Source organism: Alloyangia pacifica (genome assembly GCF_900116195.1).
In the GTDB taxonomy this organism is placed as follows: Bacteria; Pseudomonadota; Alphaproteobacteria; order Rhodobacterales; family Rhodobacteraceae; genus Salipiger; species Salipiger pacificus.
Map to the genome: position 1 here is coordinate 150,843 of NZ_FOZW01000001.1, position 18,202 is coordinate 169,044.

20 protein-coding genes are annotated in these 18,202 nt (G+C 68.2%); 16 read left to right on the forward strand and 4 right to left on the reverse strand.

The genetic code is table 11. From position 1 onward, the window contains the following. Positions 1-29: 29 nt before the first annotated feature. The 9 genes from sufB to BM397_RS00755 are packed head-to-tail and all read left to right on the forward strand — an operon-like array spanning position 30 to position 7,098. Positions 30-1,598 carry a Fe-S cluster assembly protein SufB gene (gene sufB / locus BM397_RS00715; protein ID WP_092426550.1) on the forward strand — a complete coding sequence of 523 codons (1,569 nt, stop codon included), beginning with the start codon at positions 30-32 and terminating at the stop codon, positions 1,596-1,598. Positions 1,599-1,622: 24 nt separating this feature from the next. Beyond that, positions 1,623-1,817: a hypothetical protein gene (locus BM397_RS00720; RefSeq protein ID WP_092426548.1), complete on the forward strand. Its 195-nt coding sequence runs from the start codon at positions 1,623-1,625 to the stop codon at positions 1,815-1,817. Positions 1,818-1,827: 10 nt separating this feature from the next. Then, positions 1,828-2,145: a heavy metal-binding domain-containing protein gene (locus BM397_RS00725; RefSeq protein ID WP_092426546.1), complete on the forward strand. Its 318-nt coding sequence runs from the start codon at positions 1,828-1,830 to the stop codon at positions 2,143-2,145. Next, positions 2,142-2,738 carry a hypothetical protein gene (locus BM397_RS00730; RefSeq protein ID WP_092426544.1) on the forward strand — a complete coding sequence of 199 codons (597 nt, stop codon included), beginning with the start codon at positions 2,142-2,144 and terminating at the stop codon, positions 2,736-2,738. The genes BM397_RS00725 and BM397_RS00730 overlap by 4 nt, the downstream gene beginning before the upstream one ends. A 24-nt stretch (positions 2,739-2,762) precedes the next feature. Further along, positions 2,763-3,518 (forward strand): Fe-S cluster assembly ATPase SufC, encoded by a 756-nt coding sequence (gene sufC, locus BM397_RS00735; RefSeq protein WP_092426542.1) that lies wholly within the window; start codon positions 2,763-2,765, stop codon positions 3,516-3,518. Then, positions 3,518-4,798, forward strand: a complete 1,281-nt coding sequence (locus BM397_RS00740) for a SufB/SufD family protein (protein ID WP_092426540.1) — start codon at positions 3,518-3,520, stop codon at positions 4,796-4,798. Before sufC ends, BM397_RS00740 begins: the two co-directional genes overlap by 1 nt. Beyond that, a complete protein-coding gene (locus tag BM397_RS00745; RefSeq protein ID WP_092426538.1) occupies positions 4,798-5,307 on the forward strand; it encodes a YIP1 family protein in 510 nt (169 codons plus the stop codon). Before BM397_RS00740 ends, BM397_RS00745 begins: the two co-directional genes overlap by 1 nt. Continuing rightward, the gene (locus BM397_RS00750) at positions 5,268-5,885 is read left to right on the forward strand and encodes a YIP1 family protein (protein WP_245696119.1); all 618 of its coding nucleotides are present in this window, start codon (positions 5,268-5,270) and stop codon (positions 5,883-5,885) included. The genes BM397_RS00745 and BM397_RS00750 overlap by 40 nt, the downstream gene beginning before the upstream one ends. Beyond that, complete coding sequence (locus BM397_RS00755) at positions 5,878-7,098, forward strand: cysteine desulfurase (protein WP_092426534.1); 1,221 nt, start codon at positions 5,878-5,880, stop codon at positions 7,096-7,098. Before BM397_RS00750 ends, BM397_RS00755 begins: the two co-directional genes overlap by 8 nt. Positions 7,099-7,283: 185 nt before the next feature. On the opposite strand, the gene glmS is transcribed toward BM397_RS00755, so the two are convergent. Both glmS and glmU read right to left on the reverse strand, forming a co-directional pair. Continuing rightward, on the reverse strand, positions 7,284-9,101 hold the full coding sequence (glmS, locus tag BM397_RS00760) for a glutamine--fructose-6-phosphate transaminase (isomerizing) (RefSeq protein WP_092426532.1): 1,818 nt from the start codon (positions 9,099-9,101) through the stop codon (positions 7,284-7,286). A gap of 4 nt (positions 9,102-9,105) precedes the next feature. After that, positions 9,106-10,476 (reverse strand): bifunctional UDP-N-acetylglucosamine diphosphorylase/glucosamine-1-phosphate N-acetyltransferase GlmU, encoded by a 1,371-nt coding sequence (gene glmU, locus BM397_RS00765; RefSeq protein WP_092426530.1) that lies wholly within the window; start codon positions 10,474-10,476, stop codon positions 9,106-9,108. Between the two features lie 120 nt (positions 10,477-10,596). Between glmU and BM397_RS00770 the strand changes: the two genes are divergently transcribed. Next, positions 10,597-11,259 (forward strand): HAD-IA family hydrolase, encoded by a 663-nt coding sequence (locus BM397_RS00770; protein ID WP_092426529.1) that lies wholly within the window; start codon positions 10,597-10,599, stop codon positions 11,257-11,259. On the opposite strand, the gene BM397_RS00775 is transcribed toward BM397_RS00770, so the two are convergent. Beyond that, positions 11,249-11,452, reverse strand: a complete 204-nt coding sequence (locus tag BM397_RS00775) for a hypothetical protein (RefSeq protein ID WP_092426527.1) — start codon at positions 11,450-11,452, stop codon at positions 11,249-11,251. The two genes, BM397_RS00770 and BM397_RS00775, sit on opposite strands and share 11 nt — an antisense overlap. A gap of 104 nt (positions 11,453-11,556) precedes the next feature. Between BM397_RS00775 and BM397_RS00780 the strand changes: the two genes are divergently transcribed. From BM397_RS00780 to BM397_RS00795, 4 genes are read left to right on the forward strand one after another with little or no spacing between them, the layout of a single operon-like run. Then, the gene (locus BM397_RS00780) at positions 11,557-12,405 is read left to right on the forward strand and encodes a LysR family transcriptional regulator (protein WP_092426526.1); all 849 of its coding nucleotides are present in this window, start codon (positions 11,557-11,559) and stop codon (positions 12,403-12,405) included. Between the two features lie 46 nt (positions 12,406-12,451). Further along, positions 12,452-13,678 carry a DegT/DnrJ/EryC1/StrS family aminotransferase gene (locus BM397_RS00785; protein ID WP_245696118.1) on the forward strand — a complete coding sequence of 409 codons (1,227 nt, stop codon included), beginning with the start codon at positions 12,452-12,454 and terminating at the stop codon, positions 13,676-13,678. Between the two features lie 57 nt (positions 13,679-13,735). Continuing rightward, positions 13,736-14,740, forward strand: coding sequence for an XdhC family protein (locus tag BM397_RS00790; protein WP_092426524.1), 1,005 nt, complete (start codon positions 13,736-13,738; stop codon positions 14,738-14,740). Next, positions 14,737-15,729 carry a molybdopterin-binding protein gene (locus tag BM397_RS00795; RefSeq protein WP_092426522.1) on the forward strand — a complete coding sequence of 331 codons (993 nt, stop codon included), beginning with the start codon at positions 14,737-14,739 and terminating at the stop codon, positions 15,727-15,729. Before BM397_RS00790 ends, BM397_RS00795 begins: the two co-directional genes overlap by 4 nt. 206 nt (positions 15,730-15,935) lie before the next feature. On the opposite strand, the gene infC is transcribed toward BM397_RS00795, so the two are convergent. After that, a complete protein-coding gene (gene infC, locus BM397_RS00800; RefSeq protein WP_425425948.1) occupies positions 15,936-16,568 on the reverse strand; it encodes a translation initiation factor IF-3 in 633 nt (210 codons plus the stop codon). Positions 16,569-16,700: 132 nt separating this feature from the next. Here infC and BM397_RS00805 point away from each other — a divergent pair, with 132 nt between their 5' ends. Both BM397_RS00805 and BM397_RS00810 read left to right on the forward strand, forming a co-directional pair. Next, complete coding sequence (locus BM397_RS00805) at positions 16,701-17,399, forward strand: hypothetical protein (protein ID WP_092426519.1); 699 nt, start codon at positions 16,701-16,703, stop codon at positions 17,397-17,399. A 120-nt stretch (positions 17,400-17,519) separates the two neighbouring features. Then, entirely contained in the window at positions 17,520-18,161 is a 642-nt protein-coding gene (locus BM397_RS00810; RefSeq protein WP_092426517.1) for a hypothetical protein, read from the forward strand. Positions 18,162-18,202: the final 41 nt, after the last annotated feature.

Genomic DNA, 18,202 nt, shown 5'->3' on the forward strand with positions numbered 1-18,202 from the left:
CGCCCCGGGACGACAGGAGATAAAGGCTGATGGCAGCTTTTGACAACATCACCGTGAAGGAAGGTGTCGAGCAGGAGACCGTGGACGCGGTCGAGGCCGTCTCGACCTACAAATACGGCTGGGACACCGACATCGAGATGGAATACGCACCGATGGGCCTCAACGAGGACATCGTGCGTCTGATTTCGTCGAAGAATGAAGAGCCCGAGTGGATGACCGAATGGCGCCTCGAGGCCTACCGCCGCTGGCTGCAGAAGGAAGAGCCCAGCTGGGCGATGGTCGACTATCCCAAGATGGACTTCCAGAAGCAGTATTACTATGCGCGCCCCAAGAGCATGGAGACCAAGCCGAAGTCGCTGGACGAGGTCGATCCCAAGCTGCTGGCCACCTATGAGAAGCTCGGCATCCCGCTCAAGGAGCAGATGATCCTGGCCGGTGTCGAGGGCGCCGAGAACGCCGCCCCCGCCGACGCGGGCAAGGATGCCGTCTCGGAGCTGTCCGAGACCGCAAGCTCGGGCCGCAAGGTCGCCGTCGACGCGGTCTTCGACTCCGTCTCGGTGGGCACCACCTTCCAGAAGGAGCTGGAGAAGGCGGGCGTGATCTTCTGCTCGATCTCCGAGGCCATCAAGAAGCACCCCGAGCTGGTCAAGAAGTACCTCGGCTCCGTCGTGCCGGTGTCGGACAACTTCTACGCCACGCTGAACTCGGCGGTCTTCTCGGACGGCTCCTTCGTCTACGTGCCGCCGGGCGTGCGCTGCCCGATGGAACTGTCGACCTACTTCCGCATCAACGCCGAGAACACCGGCCAGTTCGAACGTACGCTGATCATCGCGGACAAGGGGTCCTACGTCTCCTACCTCGAGGGCTGCACCGCGCCGAAGCGTGACACCGCGCAGCTGCACGCGGCGGTGGTCGAGATCATCATCGAGGAAGACGCCGAGGTGAAATACTCGACCGTCCAGAACTGGTTCCCCGGCGACGAGGACGGCAAGGGCGGCATCTACAACTTCGTCACCAAGCGTGCCGATTGCCGTGGCGACCGCGCCAAGGTGATGTGGACTCAGGTCGAGACCGGCTCGGCCGTGACCTGGAAGTACCCGTCGTGCATCCTGCGTGGCAACGAGAGCCAGGGCGAGTTCTACTCGATCGCCATCGCCAACAACCACCAGCAGGCCGACACTGGCACCAAGATGATCCACCTTGGCAAGAACACCAAGAGCCGGATCGTCTCGAAGGGCATCTCGGCGGGCGTGGCGCAGAACACCTATCGCGGTCTCGTGTCGATGCACCCGAAGGCGAAGAACTCGCGCAACTACACGCAGTGCGACAGCCTGCTGATCGGCGACAAATGCGGGGCCCACACGGTTCCCTACATCGAGGTGAAGAACAACTCCTCGCGCGTCGAGCACGAGGCGACCACCTCGAAGGTGGACGACGACCAGCTCTTCTACTGCCGCCAGCGCGGCATGGACGAGGAAGAGGCGGTGGCCCTGGTGGTCAACGGCTTCTGCAAGGAAGTGCTGCAGGCGCTGCCCATGGAGTTCGCCATGGAAGCCCAGCAGCTCGTCGCCATCTCGCTCGAAGGCTCGGTGGGCTAAGGCCCGCCGAAGGGGAGACGCCGGATGCTGCAACAGCTGGTACTCGACTCCGCCGGGGCGGCCATCGGGATCTTTCTCGGTGTGCTGATCGGTCTGGGCATGCGCAAGCGCAAGGGCAACACCGAGGGGCTTCTGGCCAACTCGGTGATGCTCACCGCGAGCGCGGCCGCCGGGCTGGCGCTGATCGTCATGATGGCGTTCCGCTACTTCCTGGGCTGAGGGCCGGCAGATGATCGTCACCACCACCCCGAACGTCGAAGGCCACCGCATCACGTCCTACAAGGGCGTGGTCGTGGGCGAGGCGATCATGGGGGCCAACGTGGTGCGCGATCTCTTCGCCCGGGTCACCGACGTCATCGGCGGGCGCTCCGGCGCCTACGAGACGAAGCTGCAGGATGCCCGCGAGGTTGCGATGCGCGAGCTCAGGGAGCGCGCCATCGCGCTCGGGGCAAACGCGGTGGTCGGCGTCGATCTCGACTACGAGGTGGTGGGCGACTCGATGCTCATGGTCTCGGTGTCGGGCACGGCCGTGGTGATCACGCCATGACCGAGCTGCTGACCCGGCCCGAGCTGACCCTGCCCGAGGCGGAGGCGGCGCTGCTGCGCGCGGAATACCAGCGTGCGGAGGTGATCCTCGAATACGGCTCGGGCGGCTCGACCGTTCTGGCCGGCGAGATGCCCGGCAAGACCGTCTTCTCGGTCGAGTCGGACAGGGACTGGGCGCAGATGATGCGCCGCTGGTTCACCGAGACCCCGCCCGCCGAGGGGGCCGAGGTGGACATCATCTGGTCCGACATCGGGCCGACCAAGGAATGGGGCCACCCGGTCGACGAGATCGAGTGGCGCAGCTTCCCGGAGTACCCGCTGAAGGTCTGGGAACTGCCCGAGTTTCGCCAGCCCGACGTGGTGCTGGTGGATGGCCGCTTTCGCGAGGGCTGCGCGCTTGCCGCCGCCTTCAGGGCTGAGAAACCGCTGGTGCTGCTCTTCGACGACTACGCGCCGCGGAAACATTATCACAAGGTCGAGCACTGGCTCGGCCGACCGCAAATGACCGGCCGCATGGCCCGGTTCGAGATCGTCCCTCAGGCCTTCCCGGTGAAGGATCTGCTGCGGATCATGAAACTGACCGTGCGGCCCTGACCGCACCCCCAAGGAGGGAAACCTATGCTGGAAATCAAGAACCTTCAGGTGAAGCTGGAAGAAGAGGACAAGCAGATCCTCAAGGGTGTGGACCTGACCGTGGAGCCGGGCAAGGTGCATGCGATCATGGGCCCGAACGGCTCGGGCAAGTCGACCCTGTCCTACGTGCTCTCGGGCAAGGACGGCTACGAGGTCACCGGCGGTGAGGCGCTGCTGGAAGGCCAGGACATCCTCGAGATGGAGCCCGAAGAGCGCGCCGCGGCGGGCCTTTTCCTGGCGTTCCAGTACCCGGTGGAAATCCCCGGCGTCGGCAACATGACCTTCCTGCGCACCGCGGTGAACGCGCAGCGCAAGGCCCGCGGCGAGGAGGAAATGTCCTCGACCGAGTTCCTCAAGGTCGTGCGCGAGAAGGCCAAGTCGCTGAAGATCGATGCCGAGATGCTCAAGCGCCCGGTCAACGTCGGCTTCTCGGGCGGTGAGAAGAAGCGCAACGAGATCCTGCAGATGGCGATGCTCGAGCCGAAGATGTGCATCCTCGACGAGACCGACTCCGGCCTCGACGTCGACGCCATGAAGCTGGTCGCGGACGGTGTGAACGCGCTGCGCGGCGAAGGCCGCTCCTTCCTGGTGATCACCCACTACCAGCGCCTGCTCGACCACATCAAACCGGACGTGGTGCACATCATGGCGAACGGCCGCATCATCAAGACCGGCGGCCCCGAGCTGGCGCTCGAGGTCGAGAACAACGGCTACGCAGACCTGATCGAGGAGGAGGCGTAATGGCACTTCCCCAAGTCAAGCAGACCGCGACCGACGCGCGTCTGGCCGCGCTCAGCCTGCCCGAGGGCGGCTGGTCGCGTCCGGCCCGCGAGGCGGCGCTGGCGCGCGTGCAGGCGATGGGCCTGCCCGGGGCCCGCGACGAGTACTGGAAATACACCCGCCCCGACACGCTGACCGCTGTCGAGGCACCTTCGGCCGCCGTGCTGAACGTCACCGACGAAGCACCGGTCTTCGGTGAGCGCGACCGCCTCAAGGTGGTCTTCGTCGACGGTGTGTTCAGCGCCGAGGACTCCGATGACCTGGCCCTCGAAGGGCTGACCATCGAGCGCCTGTCGGAAGCCTCGGACATCCATTGGGCCAAGGACCTCTACGGCACGCTGGAAGCAAACGGCCAGAGCCCGGTCGAGCGCCCGCTCGCCGCGCTCAACACCGCCTTCGCGACCGACGGCCTGCTGATCCGCGTGACCGGCAAGGTCGCCAAGCCGCTGCACCTGCTCTATCGCCACGAGGACGACTCCTCGGACGCGATCCTGCACCACGTGGTGAAGGTCGAAGAGGGCGGCGACGTGACGGTGCTGGAATCCGGTCCCGCCGCAGCGCGCTTCAACAAGGTGATGGAAGTGGACGTCGCCGATGGTGCCGGCTTCCACCACATCCGGGTTCAGGGCCGTGACCACGAGCGCCGCGCCGCGACGCATATCTTCGGCCGCCTCGGCACCGAGAGCACCTTCAAGACCTTCACCCTCACGGTGAATGGCGTGCTGACCCGCAACGAGTGCGTGCTCGAGCTGACCGGCGACGACGCGGTGTGCCACGTCGCGGGCGCCTGCATGGGCGACGGCGACTTCCACCACGACGACACGGTGTTCATCACCCATGACGCGGTGAACTGCGAAAGCCGCAAGGTCTTCAAGAAGGTGCTGCGCAACGGCGCCACCGGCGTCTTCCAGGGCAAGATCCTGGTCAAGCCCGACGCGCAGAAGACCGACGGCTACCAGATCAGCCAGTCGCTGCTTCTGGACGATGACAGCCAGTTCCTCGCCAAGCCGGAACTCGAGATCTACGCCGACGACGTGGCCTGCTCGCACGGCTCGACCTCGGGCGCGATCGACGAGGACGGCCTGTTCTACCTGCGTGCCCGCGGCGTGCCGCGCGGCATCGCCGAGGATCTGCTGACCATCGCCTTCATCGCCGAGGCGGTGCAGGAGGTCGAGGACGAGGGCATCCAGGAAGAGATCAACGAGCTGGTCGCGGCCTGGCTGGGCCGTCGCCGCGGCTGATGTCGCTCTCGCGCGAGATCGTCGCCACCTACCGGGGGCCGGGCGCGGTGATGCGCCGCCTGCTGTCGCAGGGCCCCCGCGAGGACCGGGCGCTGATGTTCGTCATGGCAGCCTGCGCGATGTTCTTCGTCGCGCAGATGCCGGCGCTCGCGCGGCAGGCGCATCTCGAGGGCACCGAGCTCAACCCGCTCATGGGCGCCTCTCTGCTCGCCTGCATGGTGATCCTGCCGCTTGCGCTCTACGTGCTGGCGGCGCTGAGCCACCTGGTGGCAAAGCTCTTCCGCGGCCGTGGCACTGGCTACGGCGCACGGCTGGCGCTCTTCTGGGCACTTGTGGCGGCCAGCCCGCTGCTGCTGCTCAACGGGCTTGTGGCGGGGTTCGTGGGACAGGGCGTGCAGCTCTCGCTCGTCGGGCTGCTGTGGTTCCTGGTGTTCCTGTGGTTCTGGGTCAGTTCGCTGAGGGTGGCCGAATGGCCAGCGGACCAGATGGCCGAACGGCCCGCCACATGACCGTGGCGGGTTTTCTGTCTCTGGCCTGGCAGACCCTGGTCGCACCGCGCGAGGTGGCGCGGATGCTGCTCGGCCTGCAGCTGTCGCGCGAGGCGCTGCTGACCGGCTTCGGCCTCGTGGTGGTGCTGAACGCGCTGATCGTCGGGTTGATGCAGATGGGCGGCGAGCTGGCGGCCATGGGCGGGCTGATGCCGGTCTCCATGGGGCTGCTGCTGGCGGTGATGCTGGCCGGGACCATCGGGGCGCTGACCTGGGCCGGGCGCAGCTTCGGCGGCAGGGCGCGGCTCGAGGATGTGGCGGTGCTGTTGATCTGGCTGCAGGGGTTGCGCGCGGTGGCGCAGGTCGGCGTGGCGCTGGTCGGGGCCGTCTCGGGCGGGCTGGCGGTGCTGCTGGTGCTGGCAGCGCTGCTGGTGGGGCTGTGGATCCTCGTGTGCTTTGTCGACGAGGCACATGGGTTCGGCAGCCCTTTAAAGGCACTTCTTGTGCTGATACTCGCGACCGCGGTGCTGGTCGCGGCGCTGATGATGATCGTCTCCCTGATGGGAGTGGGCCCGAACGGGATGGCTAGCTATGTATGACGTGCAGAAAATCCGCGAAGACTTTCCGATCCTCGCCCGCGAGGTGAACGGCAAGCCGCTGGTCTACCTCGACAATGGTGCCTCGGCACAGAAGCCGCAGGTGGTGATCGACGCGGTCACCCGCGGTTACGCCGAGGAATATTCCAACGTGCACCGCGGGCTGCACTACCTGTCGAACCTCGCCACCGAGAAATACGAGGGCGTGCGCGGCACCATCGCGCGCTTCCTCGGCGCGAAGGACGAGGAAGAGGTGGTCTTCACCAACGGCTCGACCATGGGCATCAACCTCGTCGCCTACGGCTGGGCCATGCCGCGCATGCAAGCCGGCGACGAGATCATCCTGTCGGTGATGGAACATCACGCCAATATCGTGCCCTGGCATTTCCTGCGCGAGCGGCAGGGCGTGGTGATCAAATGGGTCGATGTGGACGCCAGCGGCGCGCTCGACCCGCAGGCGGTGCTCGACGCGATCACCCCCAAGACCAAGCTGATCGCCGTCACGCAGGTGTCGAACGTGCTGGGCACGGTGGTCGACATCAAGGCGATTTCGGCGGGGGCGCGCGAGAAGGGCGTGCCGGTGCTGGTCGACGGCTCGCAGGGGGCGGTGCACATGCCGGTCAACGTCGAGGAGCTTGGCTGCGACTTCTACGCCATCACCGGCCACAAGCTTTACGGCCCCTCGGGCTCGGGCGCGATCTGGATCCGCAAGGACCGCCAGGCCGAGATGCAGCCCTTCATGGGCGGCGGCGACATGATCCGCGAGGTGCACAAGGACGGCATCACATACGCCGAGCCGCCGATGAAGTTCGAGGCGGGCACCCCCGGCATCGTGCAGCAGATCGGGCTTGGCGTGGCGCTGGAGTACATGATGGGCCTCGGCATGGAGAACATCGCCGCGCATGAGGCCAAGCTCGCGAAATATGCCGCCTCGAAGCTGCAGGGGCTGAACTGGCTCAACGTGCAGGGCACCACGCCCGGAAAGGCGGCGATCTTCTCCTTCACGCTCGACGGCGCGGCGCATGCGCATGACATCTCGACGATCCTCGACAAGAAGGGCGTCGCGGTGCGCGCGGGCCATCATTGCGCCGGGCCGCTAATGGATCACCTCGGCGTCTCGGCGACCTGCCGGGCATCGTTCGGGCTCTACAACACCGAGGCCGAGGTCGACACGCTGGTCGAGGCGCTGGAGCTGGCGCACGAGCTCTTCGCCTGAACCCTTGCCCTTGGGCGCGCCCGGCGGAGCTGCCGGGCCTGCGTATTTGGAAAGAGAAGGAGCCCCGGGGTCGCGCAGACCTCCGGGGCTTTTCCATTCAGCGCTTCCACATGGTTCAAATATCCCGGGGGAGTCCGCGAAGCGGACGGGGGCAGGGCCCCCTCTGCCTGGGACCGGGGCGCCGTTTACTCCACCGTCACCGATTTCGCGAGGTTGCGCGGTTGGTCGACGTCGGTGCCCTTGGCGATGGCGGCGTGATAGGCCAGCAGCTGCGCCGGCAGCGCGTAGAGCAGCGGTGCAAGCCGCTCGTCGACCTCGGGCAGGGTGATGCTCTGCCAGATGCCGTCCCCGGCCTCCTCGATCCCACGCGCGTCGGAGATCAGGCAGACCTTGCCACCGCGCGCCATCACCTCCTGCATGTTCGACACGGTCTTGTCGAAGAGCCCGTCGCGGGGCGCCATGACGATCACCGGCACCGACTTGTCGATGAGCGCGATCGGCCCGTGCTTCAGTTCTCCGCTCGCATAGGCCTCGGCGTGGATATAGCTGATCTCCTTGAGCTTCAGCGCGCCTTCGAGGGCCAGCGGATACATCATGCCGCGGCCGAGGAAGAGCACGTCGCGCGCCTCGGCGATCTGCCGCGCGGCGCTGGCGATGGTCGCGTCACGGTCGAGGGCGGCGTTGAACAGGCCGGGCAGGGCGCGCAGCTGCGCCAGAAGCTCGGACTTCTCGGCGGAGGCCATGCGCCCGCGCGCCTCGGCGGCCTTGATGGCGAGCAGCAGCAGCACGTTGAGCTGGCAGGTGAAGGCCTTGGTCGAGGCGACGCCCACTTCGACGCCGGCGTGGATCGGCAGCGCCAGATCGCTCTCGCGGGCGATGGTCGAGGTCTCGACATTGACCACCGAGACGATCCTGTCGGCCCGACCGGCGCAGTAGCGCAGCGCCGCGAGGGTGTCGGCGGTCTCGCCCGACTGGCTGACGAAGAGCGCCACGGTGCCTTTGGTCACCGGCGGCTCGCGGTAGCGGAATTCCGAGGCGATATCCACCTCGACCGGGATGCGCGCAAGCTTCTCGAACCAGTACTTGGCGGTCAGGCAGGCGTAATAGGCGGTGCCGCAGGCAACCAGCACCAGCCGGTCGACCTCGGCGAAGTTGAGCCCGGGAGCGGGCAGCTCGATCTCGTCGCCCTTGAGGTAGGCGCCGAGCGCCTCGGCCAGCACGGTCGGTTGCTGGGCGATCTCCTTGGCCATGAAATGCTTGTAGCCGGCCTTGTCGACTTGCGTCTGGTCGAGGCGGACCTGCTTGATCTCGCGCTCCACCGGCGTGCCGGTCTCGTCGAAGATCTCGGCGCCGGCGCGGGTCACCACGGCCCAGTCGCCTTCCTCAAGGTAGGTGATGCGGTCGGTCATCGGGGCGAGGGCAATGGCGTCGCTGCCCACGAACATCTCGCCCGAGCCATGGCCGATGGCCAGCGGCGAGCCCTTGCGGGCGGCGACAATGAGGTCCTCCTCGCCATCGAAGAGGAAGGCGAGGGCAAAGGCGCCCTCAAGCCGTCCAAGCGCCTTGGAGGCCGCCTCGACCGGGTTCAGGCCGCTGCCGAGGTAGTGAGAGACCAGCATGGCGACGGTCTCGGTGTCGGTGTCGGTCTCGGGGGCGAGCCCGGCGCGGGCAAGTTCCTCGCGCAGCTCGCGGAAGTTCTCGATGATGCCATTGTGCACGACAGAGACCTTGCCCGCCCGGTGCGGGTGGGCGTTGCGCTCGGTGGGAGCGCCATGGGTGGCCCAGCGGGTGTGACCGATCCCGGCCTTGCCCGCCAGCGGCTCGTGCACCAGCAAGTCCTGCAGGTTCACCAGCTTGCCGACGGCGCGGCGGCGGTCGAGCTTGCCGTTCTGCACGGTGGCGATGCCCGCGCTGTCATAGCCGCGGTACTCGAGACGCTTGAGCGCCTCCACCAGCATGGGGGCAACCTCGTGCTTGCCCAGAACGCCGACGATTCCGCACATGTGCTTATTCTCCCTTGGCGTCTTTGGGGGCGGTCTTCTGGGCCGCTTTCTTGGCCTTCAGCATGTCCCGCAATCTGGTGGCAAAGCCGGGCTTGGTCACCTGCTTCGTGCGTCCCAGCGCCAGCGCACCGGCGGGCACGTCCTCGGTCACCACCGAGCCGGAGCCTGTCATCGCGCCGTCGCCGACGGTGACCGGGGCGACCAGCATGGTGTCGGAGCCGATGAAGGCATTCTTGCCGATGGTGGTGCGGTGCTTGAAGAAGCCGTCGTAGTTGCAGGTGATGGTGCCGGCGCCGATGTTGGTCCGCTCGCCGATGTCCGCATCACCGATGTAGGTGAGGTGGTTGGCCTTCACGCCCTCCGCCAGATAGGCGTTTTTCACCTCGACGAAGTTGCCCACATGCACCTCCTCGGCCAGCTCGGCGCCCGGTCGCAGGCGGGCATAGGGGCCGACGATGGCGCCGCGGCTGACGTGGCAGCCCTCGAGGTGGCTGAAGGCGCGGATGCGGGCGCCGGTCTCGACGGTCACTCCGGGGCCGAAGACCACGTTGGGTTCGACCTCGGCATCGCGGCCGATATAGGTGTCCCAGGCGAAGAAGACGGTGTCGGGGGCGGTCATCAGCACGCCCTCGTCCAGCAGGTCCGCGCGCTTGCGGGCCTGGAAGGCGGCCTCGGCGGCGCGCAGCTCGGCGCGGGAGTTGATGCCCAGCGTCTCGGCTTCATCGCAGCGCACGACACCGGCAGAGAGACCGCGGGAGCGGGCGATCTCGACGATGTCGGTGAGGTAGTATTCGCCCGAGGCGTTGTCGTTGCCCACGGCATCGATCAGATCGAAAAGCGTCTTGCTGTCGGCGCAGACCACGCCCGAGTTGCACAGGGTGATGGCGCGCTCGGCGTCGGAGGCGTCCTTGAACTCGACGATGCGCTCCAGCGCGTCGCCCTGAGTCACGAGCCGCCCGTAGCGGCCCGGATCGACGGCCTCGAAGCCCAGAACCACGACATCATGCTGCGCGCGCGCCTCGCGCATCGCCTGCAGCGTCTCCTCGGAGATGAAGGGCGTGTCGCCGTAGAGCACCAGCGCATCGCCGTCGAAGCCGTCCAGCACGGGTTTCGCCTGCGCCACGGCGTGGGCGGTGCCGAGCTGTTCCTGCTGGATCACCACCTGCGCCTCGGGGGCGAAGTCGGCGGTGGAGGCGGTGACCTCCTCGGCGCCATGCCCGGCGACCACCACCGAGCGCGAGGGCTCCAGCGCCTGGCCGGCGCGCAGCGCGTGCCACAGCAGCGGGGCCTGGCCGAGGCGGTGCAGCACCTTGGGGAGGTCGGAGTCCATCCGGGTGCCCTTGCCCGCGGCAAGGAGGATCAGCGCGATGCTCATGCGGTTTCCTGTTTGTCTTCTGCCTGCGCCCGTTTTATCCGCTTGGGGCAGGGGGGCAAGGTGCCCCATGTCACGTTGGATTTCAGCCTGTGACAGGGCGGGGCGAAAGGGACAAGCAGAATGCGCACGGTGGTCTTCGATCTCGACGGCACGCTTGCCGACACCAGCGGTGACCTGATCGCCGCCGCCAACGCCTGTTTCGAGGGCATGGGGCTCGAGGTGCGGCTCGATCCGCAGGCCGACGCCGGGATCGCGGTGAAGGGCGGACGGGCCATGCTGACCGCCGGGCTGGAGCGCGCCGAGGCCTTCTCCGAGGAGCTGATCGCGCGCTGGTATCCCGAGCTTCTGACGGTCTACGGCGAGGCGATTGACCGCTACACCCGCTTCTACCCCGGCGCGCTCGAGGCCGTCGCGGGGCTGCGCGAGGCGGGCTACAAGGTCAGCATCTGCACCAACAAGCCCGAGGGGCTGGCCGAGACGCTGATGCAACGCATGGGCGCGCGGGCGCATTTCGATGCGCTGATCGGCGCGGACACGCTGCCGGTGCGCAAGCCCGACGCCGCGCCCTACGTCGCTGCCGTGGAGCGCGCCGGTGGACAGGTCTCGCAGAGCCTGCTTGTCGGAGACACCGCGACCGACCGCAACACCGCGCGGGCTGCGGGCGTGCCCTGCATCCTCGTCGGCTTCGGTCCCGACGGCGAGGCGGTCTCGGCGCTGGAGCCCGAGGCAATGATCGGCCATTTCGACGAGCTGGCCGGGGCGGTGGCCCGGCTCATCGGCTGAGCCGGGCGACTCCTGCCGGTATGCTGCGCAGCAGCGTCGCTAGCTTGCGTGCGACCCGCAGCGGTATTCCCAGTACGCGACGGCGTTTCGCCCGTCGGATCCTTGTGACCTCCGCCTGAGCGGCGGCCCGCTCGCGGGCGTAGTCGGTGTCGGGCTGACGCGCCTTGCGCATTGGCTGCAAAAGCACCTGCATGAGCGTCTTCCTTCTGATATTGAAAGATGTACGGCGCCTGACCCCAGTATGTTTGGGTGAGTGGCCGGCCGTTAGCCGCGAAGACGCGAAGGGGACTTTCAGAAATGAAAACCACTCCCAGCCTCGACGACATCGCGCTGTTCCTTGCGGTGGCCGACGCGGGCACCCTTGCGGGGGCTGCAAAGCGCAGCGGGGCGAGCCAGCCCACCCTCAGTCGCCGCATGACCGAGCTCGAGCGGCAGCTCGGCCAGCAGCTCTTTCAGCGCGGCGCGCAGCGCTACGGGCTCACCGCGGAGGGCCGACAACTGGCCGAGGAGATGCGCGGGCTGCGCGAGGTCTCTGCCCGGCTTGGGCGCTGGCAGCAGGGCACCGCCGGGCCCGTGCGCGTGCGGATCACCGCCGGGCTCTGGACCTCGCGCTTCCTCGCGCGCGGGCTGGCGCACGTCTGGTCGCCGGAGGCACCGTGGCTGCCGGAGTTCACCGCCTCCAATGCCGATCTCGACATAGCCCGCCGCGCCGCCGATATCGGCGTGCGCAACCGCCGGCCCGAGCAGCCCTGGCTGGCGGGCCGCCGCACCCGGCGGCTGGCCTATGCCGCCTATGGGCGGGATGCACAGGTGCAGGGTTACGTGACCCTGCCGCCTGGCGCCGCGACCACACCCTCGGAACGCTGGCTGCGCGAAACCCATCCGGACGAGATCGTCACCCATGCCTCCGACGCGCGGCTGGCGCTCGACATGGCGCTGGCGGGGGTCGCCCGGATCGTCATGCCCTGCTTTGCCGGTGACACCGAGCCCGGCCTCCTGCGTCTGTCTGATCCCATCGAGACGCTCTGCCACGACGAATGGCTCGTCGCCCACCACGAGGCCCGCCACGACCCGCCGGTGCGCGCCGCGCTCGACGCCTGCCACGCGCTGCTGACCGCGCCGGACCGGGCGGGCACATCGGCGTGATCCGTTCCGCATTGACCGCGGCGCGGTGCGGGCGCATCAATGCCCCATGACCGAGACGCCCATGATCGACAGCTTCGCGCCGGAACGGTTCACCGGCAGTTTCACCCAGCAGGAGCCGATCCCCGAGGCAGGGATCGCCGCGGCGCTGGAGGTGCTGCGCCATGGCCGGCTGCATCGCTACAACACCGCCGCCGGCGAGACCGCCGAGACCGCGCTGCTCGAGCAGGAGTTCGCCGCCTTCACCGGCGCGCGCTATTGCGTCGCCGTGGCCTCGGGCGGCTATGCGCTCGGCTGCGCCCTGCGTGCGCTCGAGGTGCAGCCCGGCGACAAGGTGCTGACCAATGCCTTCACCCTCGCGCCGGTGCCGGGGGCGATCGCCGCCCTGGGCGCGGTGCCGGTTTTCGTCGGGGTGACCGAGGATCTGGTGATCGACCTCGACGATCTCGCCGGCAAGCTGCCGCAGGCGCGGGTGCTGATGCTCAGCCACATGCGCGGGCACCTGTGCGACATGGACCGCCTGATGGCGCTTTGCGATGCCGCCGGGGTGCAGGTGGTCGAGGATTGCGCCCATACGATGGGGGCGTCCTGGAACGGCACGCCCTCGGGGCGGCACGGGGCGATCGGTTGCTACTCGACGCAGACATACAAGCACATGAACTCTGGCGAGGGCGGTTTTCTGGTCACCGATGACGAGGATCTGGCCGCCCGCGCGGTGATGCTCTCGGGCAGCTACATGCTCTACGAGCGCCACCTCGCTGCGCCCGGGCCGGAGGCCTTTGAGCGGGTGAAATACGTCACTCCCAATGTCTCGGGCCGGATGGACAACCTGCGCGCCGCGCTGCTGCGCCCGCAGCTTGTCGATCTGCCGGCGCAGATCGCGCGCTGGAATGACCGCTACCGGGTGGTCGAGGACGGTCTGCGCGGCACCCCCGGCCTGACGGTGATCGGCCGCCCTGCGCCCGAGCGGTTCGTCGGTTCCTCGATCCAGGCGCTGCTGCTGGACTGGACGCCCGAGGCGATCGGCGAGGTGCTCTCCCGCTGCGCCGCGCGCGGCGTCGAGCTGAAGTGGTTCGGGGGTCAGGAACCCGTGGCCTTCACCTCGCGTTACGACAGCTGGCGCTATGCCCCGTCCGAGCCGATGCCCGCCACCGACCGCATCCTGACCGGCATTCTCGACATGCGCCTGCCGCTGACCTTCAGCCTCGAGGATTGCGCGCTCATTGCCCGCATCATCCGCGCCGAGGTCTCGGCGGTTTACCAGCGGGCAAACTGAGCGCAGGGGCGGAGCCACTGCCCCAGGCCGCAACCCAGACGCGGAGGAGCGTTTGTCATGACCGACAGCACGACCGATCCGAAAGCCGCGAGCATCCGCGACTTCGACGCCATCCCCGAAACCGCGCTCGCCTGGCACCGCGCCGGCCGCAGGGCCGCGCTGGCCACGGTGATCCAGACCTGGGGCTCCGCCCCGCGCCGCACCGGCGCGCAGCTCGCCATCTCCGGCGACGGCGAGATCGAAGGCTCGGTCTCCGGTGGCTGCGTCGAGGGGGCGGTGATCACCGAGGCGCTTGAGGCGCTGGACGAGGGCAAGTCCCGCGAGCTGGAATTCGGCGTCTCGGACGATGATGCCTTCGCCGTCGGCCTGGCCTGCGGCGGCACCATCCGCGTGCTGGTCGAACCGGTGGGCTCGGCGTTGCCCGAAGCGCTGCTCGCCGAGCTCTGCGAGGCCCGCGCCGCCCGCACCCCGGTGGCTTACCTTGTCGACCTCGACAGCCAGGCGCGCGCGCTTGCCTACGACGGGCACGAGACGGCCTTCCGCATGGACCGTTCGGGCTTCGCCCCGGAGAGCCGGACCTTCGTCGCGATCCACAATCCGCCGTTGCGGCTGCTGGTGGTCGGCGCCGTGCATATCGCCCAGGCGCTGCTGCCCATGGCGCGCATCGCCGGCTACGATCCGGTGCTGATCGACCCGCGCGGGGCCTTCGGCTCCGAGGCGCGCTTTCCCGGTGAGACCATCCTCGACGACTGGCCCGACGAGGCGGTGACGAAACTGGGCCTCGACACCCGCACCGCGCTTGTGCTGCTGACCCATGATCCCAAGCTCGACGACCCGGCCATCGAGGCCGCGCTGCGCTCGAAGGTGTTCTACATCGGCGCGCTCGGCTCCACGCGTACCCATGCAAAGCGCGTGGCGCGGCTTTCGGAGGCGGGCTTCACCGAGGCCGAGATCGCGCTGATCCACGGTCCCATCGGGCTCGACATCGGCGCCTCGGGCCCAGCAGAGATCGCCGTGTCGATCCTCGCCGAGATGACCCGGGTGCTGAGGAAGGGCGCATGAAATTCGGCTCCGTGGCGCTGGCCGAGGCCGAGGGCGCGGTGCTGGCGCATTCCGTGGCGCTGGCCGACGCGAAGCTGAAGAAGGGCCACGTGCTGACCGGCGCGGATCTCGCGAAGCTGCGCGAGGCAGGCCTCGTCGAGGTCGTCGTTGCGCGGCTCGGGGCCGGCGACGTGCCGGAGGACCGGGCGGCGCAGCGGCTGGCCGAGGCGCTGCTGCCCGATCCCGCCGGCGCGCAGCTGCGCATCGGCCCGGCGACCACGGGCCGGGTCAACCTGCACGCACTCGGACCCGGCGTGCTGGAGGTGGACGCGGCACGTATCAATGCCGTCAACGCGGTGCACCCGATGATCACCGTGGCGACGCTGCGCCCCTGGCAGCGCTGCGCGCCGCGCGCCATGGTTGCGACGGTCAAGATCATCTCCTACGCGGTGCCCGAGGCGGCGCTGGAGGCCGCCTGCGCCGCTGCGCGCGGCGGTGCGCTGCGTCTGCACGTGCCGGTGGCGAAGACCGCCACGCTGATCGAGACCGATGTGGGCTCCGATCCCGGAGACAAGGGCCGGCGCGCCACCCGGGCGCGCCTCGACCGCTTCGGCACCGCGCTCGGGCCGCGCGTGCTGGTCCCGCACCGAACCGAGGCGCTGGCCGAAGCGATCCGCGCGGCACCGGGTGACATCCTCCTCATCCTCACCGGCTCGGCCACCTCGGACCTGCACGACGTCGCTCCCGAGGCGCTGCGCGCGGCGGGCGGTGAGGTCAGCCATTTCGGCATGCCGGTCGATCCCGGCAACCTGCTGTTCTACGGATACCTCGGTGCCCGCCCGGTGATCGGCCTGCCGGGCTGCGCCCGGTCTCCGGCGATCAATGGGGCCGACTGGGTGCTCGAGCGGCTGATCTGCGGCCTCGAGGTCGCCCCGGCCGAAATCGCGGCGATGGGCGTTGGCGGCCTGCTCAAGGAGCCGCCCTCGCGTCCGCGCCCGCGCGAGGCGTAGGACGCGCTGGCAGTTTCCACCCGGCAGCTTCCACATGGTCAAAGTATCCCGGGGGAGGCCGCCGCAGGCGGACGGGGGCAGCGCCCCCTCCAACGCCGACGAGAGGCGCTGCTGACAATGGAGGTGCCACCAAAAGCAAAACCCGCCGGCGGCAGCGCGGCGGGTTTTCCCTCGGCGGATCCCCGGAGGGGATCCTCGGATGGCGCTTACTTGGTGATCGGACCGATCATCATGACCATCTGGCGGCCTTCCATCTTGGGCATGTTCTCGACCTTGCCCACTTCCTTGACGTCCTCGGAGACGCGCTCGAGCAGCTCGCGGCCGAGGTTCTGGTGTGCCATCTCGCGGCCCCGGAAGCGCAGGGTGATCTTCACCTTGTCGCCGCCTTCGAGGAACTTCAGCACGTTGCGCATCTTGACGTCGTAGTCGTGCGTGTCGGTGCCGGGGCGGAACTTGACTTCCTTGACCTCGATGGTCTTCTGCTTCTTCCGCGCTTCGCTCTCACGCTTCTGCTGTTCGTACTTGAACTTGCCGAAGTCCATGATCTTGCAGACGGGCGGCTTGGCGTTGGGCGAGATCTCGACCAGATCGAGCCCCGCTTCCTCTGCCATCTCCAGCGCGCGCGCAGGCGTCTGAACACCGAGGTTTTCACCTTCGGCGCCGATCAGGCGGATTTCAGGAGCCCGGATGCGATCGTTGACGCGGGGGCCGGTGTCGCGCGTCGGGGGCGCGTTGTGAGGTCTGCGAGCTATGGTTTTCGTCCTTTGTTGCCGTGTCTCGTAGGCGCGCAAAGTAGTGCTGCGGGCGAGGTGTTTCAAGCGACAATTGGCCGAAACCATGGCCCGGCGGGCCTCAACCCGCTCATCCCGCGCGCGTTTGCCCGCCGATGACCCCAGGGCCGGATGATCGTGGCACTCTGGGTGCCTATCTCACACCGACGCGACACTCACGCGAGACTGGAGGGATCCGAGATGAGAAAACCGATTCTGATCGTCGTGGCCATCGTGCTGTTGGGCTTCTTGCTGCTTGGCATGCGCGGGGGCGAGGATGGCGGCATTCCCGTCGGCGAGCCGGAGACCGGCACCGTGGAAGAGAGCATGGACGCCGCCGGCGCAGGGGCCGAGGACGCCGCCGAGAGCGCCGGGGACGCGCTCGAGCAGGCGGCGGACGAGGCCGCCGCGGCGGGCCGAGAGGCCATGGACAGTGCCGGCGAGGCAGCAGGGAATGCCATGGATGCGATTTCCGAGGCAGCCGACAAGGCCGCGGAGACCGTGCAGGGCGCGGCGGACACCGTGTCGGACGCCGCAAAGGAGGTGATGGACGCGGGCAGCGAGGCAGCCTCCGACGCGGGGGATGAACTTCGCGATGCCGCGGATAGCGCCATGGCGTCGGCAGACAGCGCGATGGACAGCGCCCAGAGTTCGACCGGGGCGGCGCTGGAGAACGCCGGCGATACGGCCGCCGACGTGGCGGAGATGTCCGAGGCGCAGCTGCGCGAGCTCTTTACCGTGGACGGCTTCGACTACGACAAGGCAGTGACCTATATCGAACAGTCCGACCTTGGCTTTGCGGCCAAGGAGGCGACGAAATCGGCACTGGCTTCGGTGCGCGACGCGCCCGAACAACTGGCCCCGGTGCTCGAAGAGGCGCGCGAACGGCTCGGCCTCTGAGCATCGCGCGCGCTGAAACGAAAATTCGTGCCCGCGCCGAGATTTTTCGGCGCGGTCTCGATCCGTTCGCGCTAATGTCCCCTACGCGTATCGAGGGAGCCATTTAGGGAGAGCCGGGCCATGGGAAATTTTAGGGCGGAACTGCTGCATCGCCGGGTGCCGATCATTCTGACGTTGGGCGCGCTGTGCTTTGTCGGCTGCGTTCTGTCCGGGTGGTTTTTCGGGCTGGAGCTTCTGGTCCGGGGCAGCGCCGATCGCGCTGCCATGGTCCCGAGCACGGCGATCAGCGTCGCGCTGCTGTTCTCGGGGGCCGCGTTCTATCTGCGGCCGGATCGGATGCGCGGGGCTGTGATCACCTGCGCGGGGCTTGCTGCCGCCGTCGCGCTCACCAACTCCATCGTCATCCCGCTGCACGGCACGGGGCTGGACGTCTTTGTCGAGACCCGTGCCCCGACGGACCGCATGTCGCCGGGCACCATCACCGGGCTGCTGATCGCGGCCTTCGGTCTGGCGAGCCTCTGCAGCGCCCGCCTGCGTGGTTTCGAGGCGCCGATGCTGACGGCCGTGACGGGGCTGACCGGAATTCTGTCGGTCATCGTGGTGCATGATTTCCATCTCGGCGCACCGCTGGCCCTTCCGTTCGTCGAGGCCATGTCGATCTACACGGCGCTGAGCCTGCTGACCTTCTACGTGGTGCTGCTGCTGATCGCGCTGGCTCCGTCGCATGCGCCGCGCGCCTCCATGCTGAGCCTCGGGGATTGAGCCGGGGATCGACCCGGGGCTGAGGATTGCCGCCACAACAA

Coding starts and splice junctions, on each gene's coding strand:
- glmU (WP_092426530.1), bottom strand. CDS start 10,476: ATGAGCATCGCGCTGATCCTCCTTGCCGCGGGCAAGGGCACCCGGATG.
- BM397_RS00805 (WP_092426519.1), top strand. CDS start 16,701: ATGAGAAAACCGATTCTGATCGTCGTGGCCATCGTGCTGTTGGGCTTC.
- glmS (WP_092426532.1), bottom strand. CDS start 9,101: ATGTGCGGAATCGTCGGCGTTCTGGGCAAGCACGAGGTTGCCCCCATG.
- BM397_RS00720 (WP_092426548.1), top strand. CDS start 1,623: ATGCTGCAACAGCTGGTACTCGACTCCGCCGGGGCGGCCATCGGGATC.
- BM397_RS00810 (WP_092426517.1), top strand. CDS start 17,520: ATGGGAAATTTTAGGGCGGAACTGCTGCATCGCCGGGTGCCGATCATT.
- BM397_RS00745 (WP_092426538.1), top strand. CDS start 4,798: ATGTCGCTCTCGCGCGAGATCGTCGCCACCTACCGGGGGCCGGGCGCG.
- sufC (WP_092426542.1), top strand. CDS start 2,763: ATGCTGGAAATCAAGAACCTTCAGGTGAAGCTGGAAGAAGAGGACAAG.
- BM397_RS00775 (WP_092426527.1), bottom strand. CDS start 11,452: ATGCAGGTGCTTTTGCAGCCAATGCGCAAGGCGCGTCAGCCCGACACC.
- BM397_RS00770 (WP_092426529.1), top strand. CDS start 10,597: ATGCGCACGGTGGTCTTCGATCTCGACGGCACGCTTGCCGACACCAGC.
- BM397_RS00790 (WP_092426524.1), top strand. CDS start 13,736: ATGACCGACAGCACGACCGATCCGAAAGCCGCGAGCATCCGCGACTTC.
- BM397_RS00755 (WP_092426534.1), top strand. CDS start 5,878: ATGTATGACGTGCAGAAAATCCGCGAAGACTTTCCGATCCTCGCCCGC.
- BM397_RS00730 (WP_092426544.1), top strand. CDS start 2,142: ATGACCGAGCTGCTGACCCGGCCCGAGCTGACCCTGCCCGAGGCGGAG.
- sufB (WP_092426550.1), top strand. CDS start 30: ATGGCAGCTTTTGACAACATCACCGTGAAGGAAGGTGTCGAGCAGGAG.
- BM397_RS00725 (WP_092426546.1), top strand. CDS start 1,828: ATGATCGTCACCACCACCCCGAACGTCGAAGGCCACCGCATCACGTCC.
- infC (WP_425425948.1), bottom strand. CDS start 16,568: ATGGTTTCGGCCAATTGTCGCTTGAAACACCTCGCCCGCAGCACTACT.
- BM397_RS00740 (WP_092426540.1), top strand. CDS start 3,518: ATGGCACTTCCCCAAGTCAAGCAGACCGCGACCGACGCGCGTCTGGCC.
- BM397_RS00750 (WP_245696119.1), top strand. CDS start 5,268: ATGGCCAGCGGACCAGATGGCCGAACGGCCCGCCACATGACCGTGGCG.
- BM397_RS00795 (WP_092426522.1), top strand. CDS start 14,737: ATGAAATTCGGCTCCGTGGCGCTGGCCGAGGCCGAGGGCGCGGTGCTG.
- BM397_RS00780 (WP_092426526.1), top strand. CDS start 11,557: ATGAAAACCACTCCCAGCCTCGACGACATCGCGCTGTTCCTTGCGGTG.
- BM397_RS00785 (WP_245696118.1), top strand. CDS start 12,452: ATGACCGAGACGCCCATGATCGACAGCTTCGCGCCGGAACGGTTCACC.